Source organism: Chamaesiphon sp. (assembly GCF_041737865.1).
In the GTDB taxonomy this organism is placed as follows: domain Bacteria; phylum Cyanobacteriota; class Cyanobacteriia; order Cyanobacteriales; family Chamaesiphonaceae; genus Chamaesiphon.
This window is the reverse complement of sequence record NZ_JBGSQZ010000019.1, coordinates 1-12,161: the sequence shown is the minus strand read 5'-3', so window position 1 is coordinate 12,161 and position 12,161 is coordinate 1. Positions and strand designations below refer to the sequence as shown.

12 protein-coding genes are annotated in these 12,161 nt (G+C 43.7%); 6 read left to right on the top strand and 6 right to left on the bottom strand.

Translation table 11 applies throughout. From position 1 onward, the window contains the following. The first annotated feature begins 385 nt into the window (after positions 1-385). Positions 386-838 carry a Fur family transcriptional regulator gene (locus tag ACEW9J_RS01330; RefSeq protein ID WP_373543352.1) on the top strand — a complete coding sequence of 151 codons (453 nt, stop codon included), beginning with the start codon at positions 386-388 and terminating at the stop codon, positions 836-838. Between the two features lie 147 nt (positions 839-985). Here ACEW9J_RS01330 and ACEW9J_RS01325 read toward each other — a convergent pair whose 3' ends face one another. Both ACEW9J_RS01325 and ACEW9J_RS01320 read right to left on the bottom strand, forming a co-directional pair. Then, the gene (locus ACEW9J_RS01325; protein WP_373543349.1) at positions 986-2,494 is read right to left on the bottom strand and encodes a DASH family cryptochrome; all 1,509 of its coding nucleotides are present in this window, start codon (positions 2,492-2,494) and stop codon (positions 986-988) included. A gap of 555 nt (positions 2,495-3,049) precedes the next feature. Beyond that, a complete protein-coding gene (locus tag ACEW9J_RS01320) occupies positions 3,050-3,448 on the bottom strand; it encodes a PadR family transcriptional regulator (RefSeq protein ID WP_373543351.1) in 399 nt (132 codons plus the stop codon). 265 nt (positions 3,449-3,713) lie between these two features. On the opposite strand from ACEW9J_RS01320, the gene ACEW9J_RS01315 reads away from it, so the two are divergent. Continuing rightward, positions 3,714-4,286 carry a DUF3611 family protein gene (locus tag ACEW9J_RS01315; RefSeq protein WP_373543348.1) on the top strand — a complete coding sequence of 191 codons (573 nt, stop codon included), beginning with the start codon at positions 3,714-3,716 and terminating at the stop codon, positions 4,284-4,286. A 146-nt stretch (positions 4,287-4,432) separates the two neighbouring features. On the opposite strand, the gene larE is transcribed toward ACEW9J_RS01315, so the two are convergent. Further along, entirely contained in the window at positions 4,433-5,260 is an 828-nt protein-coding gene (gene larE, locus ACEW9J_RS01310; RefSeq protein WP_373543347.1) for an ATP-dependent sacrificial sulfur transferase LarE, read from the bottom strand. Between the two features lie 165 nt (positions 5,261-5,425). Between larE and ACEW9J_RS01305 the strand changes: the two genes are divergently transcribed. After that, the gene (locus ACEW9J_RS01305) at positions 5,426-5,986 is read left to right on the top strand and encodes a hypothetical protein (protein ID WP_373543346.1); all 561 of its coding nucleotides are present in this window, start codon (positions 5,426-5,428) and stop codon (positions 5,984-5,986) included. 141 nt (positions 5,987-6,127) lie between these two features. Next, positions 6,128-6,304 carry a hypothetical protein gene (locus ACEW9J_RS01300; RefSeq protein WP_373543345.1) on the top strand — a complete coding sequence of 59 codons (177 nt, stop codon included), beginning with the start codon at positions 6,128-6,130 and terminating at the stop codon, positions 6,302-6,304. Here the strand turns inward: ACEW9J_RS01300 and ACEW9J_RS01295 are convergent. Together ACEW9J_RS01295 and panB are read right to left on the bottom strand one after the other, a co-directional pair. Continuing rightward, positions 6,276-6,950, bottom strand: a complete 675-nt coding sequence (locus ACEW9J_RS01295) for a bifunctional 4-hydroxy-2-oxoglutarate aldolase/2-dehydro-3-deoxy-phosphogluconate aldolase (RefSeq protein WP_373543344.1) — start codon at positions 6,948-6,950, stop codon at positions 6,276-6,278. The two genes, ACEW9J_RS01300 and ACEW9J_RS01295, sit on opposite strands and share 29 nt — an antisense overlap. Before the next feature lie 108 nt (positions 6,951-7,058). After that, positions 7,059-7,826: a 3-methyl-2-oxobutanoate hydroxymethyltransferase gene (panB, locus tag ACEW9J_RS01290; RefSeq protein WP_373543343.1), complete on the bottom strand. Its 768-nt coding sequence runs from the start codon at positions 7,824-7,826 to the stop codon at positions 7,059-7,061. A 148-nt stretch (positions 7,827-7,974) separates the two neighbouring features. Between panB and chlG the strand changes: the two genes are divergently transcribed. Then, entirely contained in the window at positions 7,975-8,958 is a 984-nt protein-coding gene (chlG, locus tag ACEW9J_RS01285) for a chlorophyll synthase ChlG (protein WP_373543342.1), read from the top strand. Between the two features lie 475 nt (positions 8,959-9,433). Continuing rightward, positions 9,434-11,182: a helicase HerA domain-containing protein gene (locus tag ACEW9J_RS01280; protein WP_373543350.1), complete on the top strand. Its 1,749-nt coding sequence runs from the start codon at positions 9,434-9,436 to the stop codon at positions 11,180-11,182. Between the two features lie 138 nt (positions 11,183-11,320). Here the strand turns inward: ACEW9J_RS01280 and ACEW9J_RS01275 are convergent, their stop codons facing one another. Beyond that, complete coding sequence (locus ACEW9J_RS01275) at positions 11,321-11,857, bottom strand: hypothetical protein (RefSeq protein ID WP_373543341.1); 537 nt, start codon at positions 11,855-11,857, stop codon at positions 11,321-11,323. Positions 11,858-12,161: the final 304 nt, after the last annotated feature.

Here is a 12,161-nt window from a genome sequence, read left to right as displayed (position 1 = left end):
TGCAAGGGTTCTCGGCGGATAATTTTAGAAATCGATCGAGAACCTCAAGATTTGCAAGTTGTGTGGCGGCTAGATTCGATCGCTAGACTTATTCAGCAAGCCCTACTTAGTCATGCTTTTGTCACCTTAACAGGGGTAGTGTTAGATGTTAGATGTTAGGCTTGAACACGCAAGCGGTTGCTTCATTTCCTAATACTTAAAGCCCACAGCCTAAAGCCCACAGCCTAATACCTAAAGCCCACAGCCTAAAGCCTAAAGCCTAAAGTTTAAAGTCTAAAGTTTAAAGTCTAATTAAAAGAGAGTTATTCTCAATAAGTCTTGCTTGTTGCAAATAGACCCCAAGTTAGGTATCATGGTAACTGACTATAAAAATTGGGTGATGAGCATGTCATTCTACACAGCAGACTCTCTCAAAGCTGAATTGCACGAGCGCGGCTGGCGACTCACGCCCCAACGGCAGATCATTCTAGATATTTTTCAAAACTTAGCGGCGGGTAAACATCTGAGCGCAGAAGACTTGTACGATCTGCTCCAAGCCGAAGGACATGATATTAGTTTATCTACTATCTACCGTACGGTCAAACTCATGGCACGGATGGGGATTTTGCGCGAACTGGAGTTAGCCGAAGATCATAAACACTACGAAATCAATCAGCCCTATCACCATCACCACCATCTGATCTGCGTCAAATGCAATCAAACGATCGAATTCAAAAATGAATCTGTCTTGAAAATCGGTGACAAAACTTCTAAAAAAGAAGGCTATCATCTACTCGATTGCCAATTAACAATTCATGCCGTTTGTCCTAGTTGTCAGCGATCTATCTTACCAGTGTAATAGACTTCCTGCAAAAGTTCAAAATCAATCTACACATATAATTGTCGGTATATTCAACCAATCTTTAGCGATCGGTAAATAATCATTGGGATAGTTGATGTTAAAAGATAGAATAAGTAATTTTGTAGGAGGTTTATTGACCTTTATTTACTTAGAGCGACGTTTGGGAACGGGTCGATCGCTAGAACTACTAGATATGTTAAAGGCACTATTATAGATTGCCTCATTAGCTTTGGCAGACTTAAATAAATCTACCACAGGCTGTGGATAATCGACCCCAAGATTCATACCAAATCGCTCCTGCTCCACAGGTAAAAGTTTCCAAGGCTCATGTACCTTAGCCGCAGGAATTTGAGCGAGTTCAGGCAACCAATGTTTAACATATTTACCCTCGCGATCGTAATCTAGAGACTGTTTGGTAATATTAAAAAAGCGGAAACCGCGTGCATCATTACCAACACCTGCTGTATAGTTCCAATTCCCCCAATTGCTACAGACATCATAATCAATTAGTACAGATTCAAACCATTCTGCACCCATCCGCCAATCGATCCCCAGATTTTTGGTTAAGAAGCTGGCGACATTTTGCCGTCCGCGATTGGACATAAATCCAGTAGCAGCCAGCTCTCGCATATTGGCATCTACCAACGGAAATCCGGTTTTGCCCTCGCGCCACAAGTCGAACCGCTCCCAGTCTTGTTTCCAACTGAGATCGACGCCTTGGAGTCCCGAACGTTTGAACATACTAACGCCATGTTTGGCACAAATAAACCGAAAATAATCCCGCCACAATAGCTCAAAAATCAACCAGTAAGTCGAGTCATTTTCGATCCGCTCATCCTCGTATTTTCGGACTTGTCCGTCGATATATCGCGGTGATAGACATCCAAAAGCCAACCAAGCTGAAAATTTAGAAGAATAATCTGCACCTAACATGCCATTACGAGTTTCTTTATAAACGCGCAATCGATCTTGCTGCCAAAAATAATCATTTAATCGATCGATTCCCGCAGTTTCGCCACCGTGGTATGCCAAAACTCCCCGCGAGTCATGCTCAGGTGCTTGGGCACCCAAATCGGCAAGGCTGGGTAATTTACCAAGATCGAGTGTGGGTAGTGGGGGTAGATTAGCTGGTGTGGGTAAAGGTTTTTGGATCTGGGAATCTCGTTCTACATCCTTGCGAAATTTGGTAAATAGTTCGGGCAAATTTGGCAGATCGAACGGTAAATCCTGAAGTCGATAAAGAGTATGACCCCAAAAAGATCTTAAATTAACATTAATCGCTTTGAGCGATCGTTCTAGTGTAGTGCTGACATTAATTTCTTCGGGCGTAACTTCGTGATGATAATAGACATCCGTAATTCCCCATTGCTCGACTAGTTTAGGGATAATTACTTCTGGTAATCCCCGCCGGATTGTCAGATCGCTACCGCGAGATTGCCAAGATTTTTGTAAATCGGCAACGCTTTCGAGGAGAAATTGCGATCGAAATGCACCTGTCTTGGGAAACCCAAAACTAGTCTGACCAAACTGGCGATCGTCAAAGCAATATAATGGAATGACGATCGCATCTTGTTTGAGAGCATGAGTCAGTGGCTCATGGTCGTGTAAGCGCAGATCGTTCCGATACCAGATCAAAATCCGTTTAGTAGCCATTATTAAACCAATTGACAGTTAAAATTTGCGAGTCGATCCAACTGAGTTTTAACAGGAGAGGACTTAAACCCTAAAGTAGCCATCAAAGTAGATCGATACCGGAATCTAAGCTAACACATCTAACCACTAATAAAGCAGGTGCCATACCTGCTTTATTGATTGACATTGCAGATCGACGAATAGCTGTAGAGTTTCCCCTAATTTCTAACAAAGAGCAGAAGCTATGGCTTCGGTGTTTGCTTGGTGCAACACATTGCTAGGCGGGTTCCCCGCCCAGCACGGAAGTTCCCTCCGCGTGATTGCATCCGCTAAATCCCCCACCTTTTAGATGGATTGTGCTTGGTTCATTTTCATGGACGGGAAACCCGTCCGAAAATGAATCCGCTTTTTAGGATGGGATTTAGACCCCATCCTAAAAACCTCGCTGTCTCGTTGGCGTAGCCTCTCCATCAGGAGAATTGCACGCGCAACCATCAGGAAATAAAGGCGGGCGCGAATCGCTGTCAACTTTACTGGGCGGAGGACCCGCCCACATAACTGTCAACTGTCAACTGTTTAACTACCGAGCGATAATGCTGGGCTGTCCACAGATGATGTATCAGTGGAAGATGTCGAATCGGGATCGGAATATTGCTCCCAGAAATGTGCCAGCTCTCTCGCTTTAGTCGTCCACTCAGCATCGATTTGATACATCCGGCGCGGGCGACCGCGACCTTCAACTTTTTTCCAGTACCCAACGATGGTACCGGAACCTTCCAAGAACTTGATGGCACTGTACAAGACGGTATCTGAGAGCCGATATGTGGAAGATTCGTGCTCCAATTTGGCAATCAATTCAGTACCATAAGAATCGCCTTGAAGTAGAATATCAAGAATATAACAAACTGCCAACTCTTGGTTGAGATAGAGTGGGGGCGGGTTGCGGAAAAAGCAATAAATATCTTCAAAGTTCATAGCTGTTACCACCTTATAATGTTGGTGTTCATAGTTCATTCTCACCTAGCGTCAAAGCTGGATCGAATGTCGAGAGTGTCAGTGCTGACTTTAAGCAGGTTGTTACGATAAATCTGTAAAAGCAAGACCGGAAAACAATCTCTGTAGGTAACGGGGGGAGCGGATTATTCGAGCGAATCTAAATACCCAGTTTTTAGCTTAACTCATTCAATTTACGTCAAGGGATAATTATCCTATATTCTTATTAATTTCTTAACTAATATTTATGTCGAATCTGGAAATTAACAGCAACACTCCGCAAACGGTTAAAAAAATTGCCGCCCAACTCCGACGGGTAGGCTGGGCGGGATTTTGGCTGCAACTTATTTTAGCTGTGGTTTCAAGTTTAATTTTCCTATTTGCGTTGCCCTTTGCCAGCACGGGCGCGACTAATCCTGGTACGGGTGGAAGCCTACTTTTTGCCGTAGGTGGCTTGCTGGTGCTATATGGTAGCACCTACTGGTCATTTCGCTATGTCATCATCTCTCGCAAACTCAGAAATCCCGATCTCCGTCCCAAGAAAGCTGAGACGATTAAGATTGTCCGCTGGGGTTTATTATCTTCCGTGCTGGGGATGGGATCTAGTGTACTAGGCGCAGAATCGATCGCCGGAACGCTGCTGGGTAAGTCCCTATCCTCTGTCACATCTTTTGCCGTATTTAGCCCTGATGCTTTGAGTAAGATTATTCAGCCTTTGGATATTTTTATCGTTCTCGCTAATACACACACGATTACAGCTCATTTTATTGGCATTGTTGGTTCGCTGTGGTTATTAAACCAACTTAATAAACAGGGGTAGTTTTTGTAGCTACGCATCAGCTCTAGATTAAAATAATTGATAATTGATAATTTAGTTTTTAATACCTGAAATATAGCTGGCGGGCAGTGCCCGCCCTACGCAGTATCTTTAGATCGAGATAAAACTAATTTTTTGGATGAAGTTAACTAAATATCCGATCGATTAGCAAGTTGGGGTAATACTTGATTTAACTTACCACTGCGATATCCTTCTAGATCTAAAGTAACATAGACAAATCCAAACGACCGAAAGGTTTCAGTTAGTTCTAATAAGTCAGTATTGGTAATAAATCTTTGGATCATCTCTACTGGCAACTCAATTTTAGCAGTGTCTGCTGTCGATCGAACTCGGACATTTTCATAACCCAAGCGACGTAAATAAATCTCAGCTCTACCCACACGATTTAATTTAGGAATCGTAATTTCTTCACCATATGGAAACCGCGAACTCAAACAGGGTTGGGCGGGTTTATTCCAACATGACAAACCGAGCGATCTGGCAATTTCTCGAACTTCTAGTTTAGTGATGCCGAGTTCGGCTAATGGCGATCTAGCACCCCGTTCTTTAGCTGCTTGAATGCCTGGGCGATAGTCTTGTAAATCGTCAGCATTGACACCATCAATTACATATAGGTATCCAAGTTTCAATGCTAATGGCTTGAGTGTGTCGTGGAGTTCGCTCTTACAAAAATAGCACCGATTAATTGGGTTGGATGAATAATTTATGTTGTCCATCTCGTGAGTTTCGACAATCTGATGAGCGATCCCGATCGAGTTTGCTTGCTCGATCGCATCTTCTAATTCTTCAGGCAATAAAGATGGTGATTTTGCAGTGACTGCCAAAGCTCGATCGCCCAAAACATCATAGGCAATTTTAGCAACTAAGGTACTATCAATCCCTCCCGAATAAGCAATTAAAGCTTGCTCCATTTCTACAAATAGATGGCGAAGTTGCTGTAGTTTTAGTTCTAACATTCGCTCAGATTAATCTCGTACTGTTATAATATTTACTATTTTGATTATATCAAATCTGTAGCAGAAGCCCAAGTGTGACGAATCGCTGTCTGCTTGGTGCAATACACGCTGAGGCTTCCTCAACTGTCAACTGTCAACTGTTGAACTTGTCACCAATGGAGTAACGTGAAACTAGAAACACAGTTAGCTAAACTAGCAGAACTCGGACTAATCCTCAATCCTGACATCACGATCGAGGATATCATTTACGCTGTCGATCGTCACGATTTGGAACAAAAGCCGTTTGAGCTGCTGCTGTTCTCGTTTGGGAGCGAAGTAGAGCGGGAACCGTGGGGACGACGAATTTGCAATCGAGTCTGGAATTTTGACACGGAGTGTATCGTCTCTACTGGCGACTATGTAAAAATCGTCCAAAACCTGTGTCTGCTGACTGGATTGCCAGACGCTCTGACAGATATTGTGGACTATATCGATCTAGCAGCAGGTGAGTGCTGGCTGGAATATACTATTCAAGACAAAAGACAGCACTGGACGGTAGATATTAACGATGATTGGGCAGATATGTTGACGCTCTCCTATGTGATGGAAGAGATTCAGCACGATGGCTGTCAGTTTTACGCGCTCGATAACGGTCAGGCGATGATTTTAGTATACTGTACTCCAGCAATAGCCTCAAAACTAGGCGATCTGTGCGATGAGGATCTGGAGCCAGTGATTCCGGCTTAACATGAAGAAGCATATCTAATCATGAATATTAGTTGCAAAGCCTCATAATTGGGATGGCAACGATCGAATCGAATGATAAGCTGCAAGGAACTATTAAATCATTGTTGATAGTACCTGCGATCTTTATTATCGTAAAAAATTATGTACAAGAATAGATTAGGTCACTCCTTATTCGATGTAGCTATGCCCGCTGCACTTGGCTCTGGAGTAGTAACATCGCTGGCGATTTCCCAGGGACAACACCCCGCGATGGCGATCGGGATTACGGCTATCTCCACCGCATTCGCCGTCATCTGTCACCGATTTGATTTGATCTAGGTGAGATTTTTATTCTCATAATTAAATTACTGGCTCGATCGCGCAGACTCTGCCAATCTTCCCGCACAATTTCAGCTTGAGGAAATAAAGAGCCAGCTAATCCCACCGCTACCGCCCCAGCAGCCAAAAAATCGGCAGCATTAATGACCGTCACTCCACCAGTGGGAATCAGGGGAATCTGACCGATTGGCCCCTGTAGTACCTGTAAATAACTAACCCCACCCACCGCTTGAATGGGAAATACTTTTACTGCTGTTGCGCCAGATTGCCACGCGCTGACAATTTCTGTCGGCGTCAAGGCTCCAGGGACAATCGGAATTGTGGCGGTAGTTGCAGCTTGAATCAGACTCAGATCGAGATGTGGCGTAAAAATATATTCAGCACCACAAGCGATCGCATTGCGGACATCGGCTAGACTCAATACTGTCCCCGCACCGATCGAGCAATCTGGTAATTCTGCACGTAGTGACTCAATTAATTCCCACGGTCGATCGCTATTGGCGGTGATTTCAATTAATTTAATCCCCCCAGCCGCCACCGCCTGCGCCATCTTTTTGCCTACGCGCAGATCGCTCGATCGAATTACCGCGATTACCCGCTGTTGTTTGACAAACTTTAGCCAATCTTCCCCGTACCTGTGCATCATCAATTACCAATTATCAAACCGTTTTGTGGGGGTTAATTCTCCATCCTGTGGGTTGTAAATTAAATTTTTAGCTTTGTCAGGGATAGTATCAATCCGCCCCTACAGATGCTAGCTCTCGACTGATTTGACATCGGTAGCGTAGTCTTGCACTGCTTGAGTGATAATCGATCGTAAATCGACATAAGCCTTCGCAAAAGGTGGCTGTCGCTGCGTTAAACCCAAGAGATCTGCTGTTACTAATACCTGTCCATCACAGCCTGTTCCTGCCCCAATACCGATCGTCGGAATCGAGAGTTTTTGGGAGATTAGTTGAGCTAAATCAGCGGGAATATGTTCTAAGACGAGCGAAAATGCACCCACTCGTTCTAAGGCGATTGCGGCGGAGATCAGACGTTCTCGATCGCTTTCTGAGTGCCCCTGTTGACGATAGCCTAGTTGATGCACCGATTGAGGTGTCAAGCCAATATGTCCCATCACGGGGATACCGATCTCAACCAGCCTGGATACCGTCTCTACCATCGCTGGATACCCGCCTTCAAGTTTGACTGCCTGTGCGCCTGTCTCCTTGAGGATTCTTCCGGCTGATGCGATCGCATCCTCAATACTAGTTTGGTAGCTCAGGAATGGCAAATCGACCACAATCAGCGCATTTTTCACCCCGCGCTTCACTGCTTGAGCGTGGTGGATGATTTCAGCGAGAGTTAGGGGTAAAGTATTTTCATATCCCAACGCTACCATTGCTAGAGAATCACCGACGAGGATCAGATCTACTCCCGCTGCATCTAAAATTTGGGCGATCGCAAAATCCCACGCTGTCAGCGCGACGATCTGTTTTCCATTCGGTTTGTATTGCAACAACTGGCGAACTGTCAGCATAGATATTCTCGATCGAACTAAGCTAAAGTGAGTCTGAGAAACGATTTGATGTTGAAATTAGATTTGACTGCCAGCTTTGGTAGTTATACACTTTAGATTAGGGCTTACTACTTGAGCCTAGAATAAAATAGCACTCCCTGAATTTATTATGAGCGATCTGCCAGTTGAGTCATCCGAGAATAAGGGTGCGAAGACACGACAAATGTTAGGGATGAAGGGTGCTTCGACTGAAGCGGCTTCAATTTGGAAGATTCGGTTGCAATTGATGAAACCGATTACCTGGATTCCGCTGATGTGGGGGGTTGTCTGTGGTGCGGCGTCTTCGGGTGCGTATACTTGGTCGATCGAGAATGTTCTCAAAGCGGCATTATGTATGTTAATGTCTGGGCCATTATTGACTGGTTATACTCAGGTAGTAAATGAGTGGTACGATCGCGAGATCGATGCTGTCAATGAACCTTATCGTCCGATTCCTTCGGGGGCAATTTCGGGATCTCAAGTAGTCGTCCAAATTTTCATCTTATTATTTGGTGGGATTGGGGTTGCTTATATTCTCGATCGAGCTGCAAATCATGACTTTCCAATTATGACTTGTTTGGCGATCGGTGGTGCGATTGTTGCTTATATTTATTCAGCTCCACCACTAAAGCTAAAACAAAACGGCTGGTTGGGTACTTACGCTCTAGGTGCAAGTTATATTGCCTTACCTTGGTGGGCTGGTCATGCTTTATTTGGCACCCTAAATTGGACGATAGTTGTGATGACACTATTTTATAGTTTAGCAGGGCTAGGCATCGCGATCGTCAATGATTTTAAAAGTGTCGAAGGCGATAAGCAGTTTGGATTAAAGTCTCTCCCAGTCATGTTTGGGATTACTACATCTGCTTGGATTTGCGTACTGATGATTGATATCTTCCAAGCTGGAATCGGCATCTATCTGATTACCATTCACCAAAATCTCTATGCAGCAATTCTGTTATTGCTAATCATCCCACAGATTACCTTTCAAGACATGTATTTTCTCCGTAATCCTTTAGAAAATGATGTCAAATATCAAGCTAGTGCCCAACCTTTTCTAGTCTTGGGAATGTTAGTCGCTGGTTTAGCTTTCGGACATGCTGCGATCGGTTAATATTGTCGAGCTGTCGATATAGAATGCCTGCGACTAAAGTCGCGGCTAATGTTGCAAAGTCCGGTTGTTGCCGCGAGCGGCAAAAGCCTGCCTACGCGGACTAATAAACTAGTCCGCGTAGACGGACTTTGCATTCTGAGGAGCGGTTTCTAACCGCTTGGGTTGTAGGTAGCAACTTGGGTTAACTAGCCAGCAAAGCCCAACCCCACAAGCGATCTCTGGCATATTTTTTTGATATCGACATAATTTATCTGTAAATGATCGCCATTTCATCATTCTGGCGAGGTTGGGCGGGTTTTGTCCGCTAATTATTTGTTTTAACAATGAAGTTCTAGCAAAAACCCGCCCCTACAAGTCCCGAACGATGAGAAAATGATGGTAAATTTGTGCTATTAATGTTAGAAATAATATCCAACCCGTAAAAATTTTCAGCGATGAGGGTTTGGGCGCACCTGCATTCAGTATCTACCATATGATGAATAAACCCCTCGGCTCAGTAATAGAAGGTTCGCTCACTGGTGGATTGGAAGTGCGACTGCATCCCGATATTTCCGTCGAAGATATGCGGGTGGGCAAATTTTTGGTAGTGCGAGGACGACAATATGATTTCTTTTGCTTGTTAACAGATGTCTGTTTGGGGACATCGAGCGATCGAATTTTAGTCAATCCGCCTCATCCAGAAGATGACTTTTTGCTCGATGTTTTGTCGGGGAGTGGTACTTATGGCACGGTAAATCTTTCGCCGATGTTGATGCTCAATAAATTTAGTCAAATTCCACCATCACTAAATGGCGGCGCGAGTCTAAATGGTAACGGTAAAGGCAAAAAAGCTAAAAGTGAAAATGGAAAAGCCGCGCTAGCATCATTTGAAGCGCAGACAAATATGGAATGGGAGCTTCTGCCCGTCAAAACAGTTCCCAGCCACTTCAGCCAAGTATTTGATGCTAATGAGAACGACTTTCGATCGGTATTTGGCTGGGAAGACGATCCGACGCGCAAGAATTTCTCGATCGGGCAACCATTGGATATGGATGTTCCGGTATGCTTAGATTTGAAAAAGTTTGTCGAACGGAGTAATGGTGTATTTGGAAAATCAGGGACGGGAAAATCATTCCTGACTCGACTCTTACTCGCTGGCGTAATTCGCAAAAAAGTTGCCGTCAATCTGATCTTTGACATGCACTCAGAATACGGCTGGGAAGCCGTGCAGGAAGGCAAAAATGTCCGCACGGTTAAAGGATTGCGGCAATTATTTCCCAACGAAGTAGTCGTCTACACTCTCGATCCCGAATCCAGCCGCGCCAGGGGCATTCGTGACGCGCAGGATCTCTATCTCACCTATGAGATGATCGATATCGAAGACTTACAATTAGTATCGCGCGAACTGGGGTTATCAGACGCCGCCCTAGACAATGCCAATATTCTAGCCAGCGAATATGGTAATACTTGGATTAGTCGCTTACTGGAAATGACAAATGAAGATATCACCATCTTCTGTGAATCGGGGAAAGGGCATAAAGGATCGATCTCTTCTTTACAACGCAAATTAATGCGGCTAGAAAAGCTCAAATATCTGCGTCCAATCAGCCGTCAGGATAATCTCAAAAGTTTGATCCAAGCTCTGAGCGCGGGTAAAAATATCGTAATTGAATTTGGCAATCAATCAGATTTACTATCCTATATGTTGGTGACAAATATGCTCACCCGCCGGATTCATAAACTATACGTCAATAAAGCCGAACAATATCTCCAAAGCAAACAGGAATCCGATCGACCTTATCCACTGATTATCACGATCGAGGAAGCCCATCGATTCTTAGATCCGGCTATTGCCAAGAGTACCATCTTCGGCACGATCGCTCGGGAAATGCGGAAGTTTTTCGTGACATTACTAATTGTCGATCAACGTCCATCGGGTATCGATAATGAGATCATGTCCCAAATTGGGACGCGGATTACAGCGTTAATTAATGACGAAAAAGATATCGATGCGATCTTTACAGGCGTATCCGGCGCACAGGGTTTAAAATCTGTGTTAGCAAAGTTAGATTCCAAACAACAAGCGTTAGTATTAGGACATGCCGTACCGATGCCCGTGGTAGTCCGCACTCGTCCTTACGACCAGAAATTCTATGAAGAAATCGGCGATCCCGATTGGGGTACGAAGTCGGATGAGGAGATATTGGTAGCAGCAAAAGCAGCACAAATGGATTTAGGATTTTAGGATATAACAACATTAATATCTTCACAAACAACAATTAATTCAAAAACTATGGTTCGGCATCTAAAAAAATACCTATTTTAATTCTTTGGATTGATGGGGATGATGTGTTGGTAGGAGAGGTAACTTAATCGAAATATCTTAGTACAGATCGCGCACAAGTTTGTAAGCTGCACTAAGCGAGATATGACCACTTTCTACCGATTTAATCAATTTCTGAGCATCATCAGGACTAATCAGTTTATGTTTGAGAGGTTCTTTTAAGAAAGAATAAAATTTTGTCTTGTCTAGACCGTTAAGGTTAGACTGTCTCTCATTGATTTCAGTTTCTTTTAGCTTTTCATTGAGTTCATTCAATAACTGTTTGCGCTTACCTTCATTAAGTCCACCATCTTTGATCAGTCTCGATACACCATAGAAAGCGGCTCCGCCAACTACTGCCGCACCTGCAACAGCAGCAAAAGGAGCGGCCACAACGAAACTAATACCTGTTAATGCGGTAACTAGAGGTATAGAAGCTGTTGTTCCTATAAGTGATACTGCTGTGGCTGCTCCAGCAGCCCCCAACACAGTTATTCCAGCATCTCCAAGAAGCCCGATTGTATCATTGGGATTTTTCTCTAATTGTTCGATTAATTTTATTAACTGTTCCTTTGTTAATTTTGGTTCGGCAGCCATTTTAAATATATATTATTTTAGACAATAAAGAATAGTTTGTTTTTATATTAAGCAACAATAATATCACGAAAGATATTATTGAATACGTCTGAAAAAAGAGAGAAAAATGTTTGAATAATTTCAGCAATATCTTTTCCCACTCCTGGAAACTGCTTGTCGAGGTGGCTCTCCCGCTAATATGGGGAGAATGGGGTAAAATGTAGCGATAGCGGAATTTTAGCCCCCTCCCCAATATGGATTTTCACCTAGATAATTTATTGAATCTACCTAATGTTATTGTTGATAGCTATGCGAACACACTAGA

Excerpts from the sequence above, each read along its gene's own strand:
- ACEW9J_RS01330 (WP_373543352.1), top strand. The coding sequence starts at position 386 with ATGTCATTCTACACAGCAGACTCTCTCAAAGCTGAATTGCACGAGCGC.
- ACEW9J_RS01325 (WP_373543349.1), bottom strand. The coding sequence starts at position 2,494 with ATGGCTACTAAACGGATTTTGATCTGGTATCGGAACGATCTGCGCTTA.
- ACEW9J_RS01320 (WP_373543351.1), bottom strand. The coding sequence starts at position 3,448 with ATGAACTTTGAAGATATTTATTGCTTTTTCCGCAACCCGCCCCCACTC.
- ACEW9J_RS01315 (WP_373543348.1), top strand. The coding sequence starts at position 3,714 with ATGTCGAATCTGGAAATTAACAGCAACACTCCGCAAACGGTTAAAAAA.
- larE (WP_373543347.1), bottom strand. The coding sequence starts at position 5,260 with ATGTTAGAACTAAAACTACAGCAACTTCGCCATCTATTTGTAGAAATG.
- ACEW9J_RS01300 (WP_373543345.1), top strand. The coding sequence starts at position 6,128 with ATGTACAAGAATAGATTAGGTCACTCCTTATTCGATGTAGCTATGCCC.
- ACEW9J_RS01295 (WP_373543344.1), bottom strand. The coding sequence starts at position 6,950 with ATGATGCACAGGTACGGGGAAGATTGGCTAAAGTTTGTCAAACAACAG.
- panB (WP_373543343.1), bottom strand. The coding sequence starts at position 7,826 with ATGCTGACAGTTCGCCAGTTGTTGCAATACAAACCGAATGGAAAACAG.
- chlG (WP_373543342.1), top strand. The coding sequence starts at position 7,975 with ATGAGCGATCTGCCAGTTGAGTCATCCGAGAATAAGGGTGCGAAGACA.
- ACEW9J_RS01280 (WP_373543350.1), top strand. The coding sequence starts at position 9,434 with ATGAATAAACCCCTCGGCTCAGTAATAGAAGGTTCGCTCACTGGTGGA.
- ACEW9J_RS01275 (WP_373543341.1), bottom strand. The coding sequence starts at position 11,857 with ATGGCTGCCGAACCAAAATTAACAAAGGAACAGTTAATAAAATTAATC.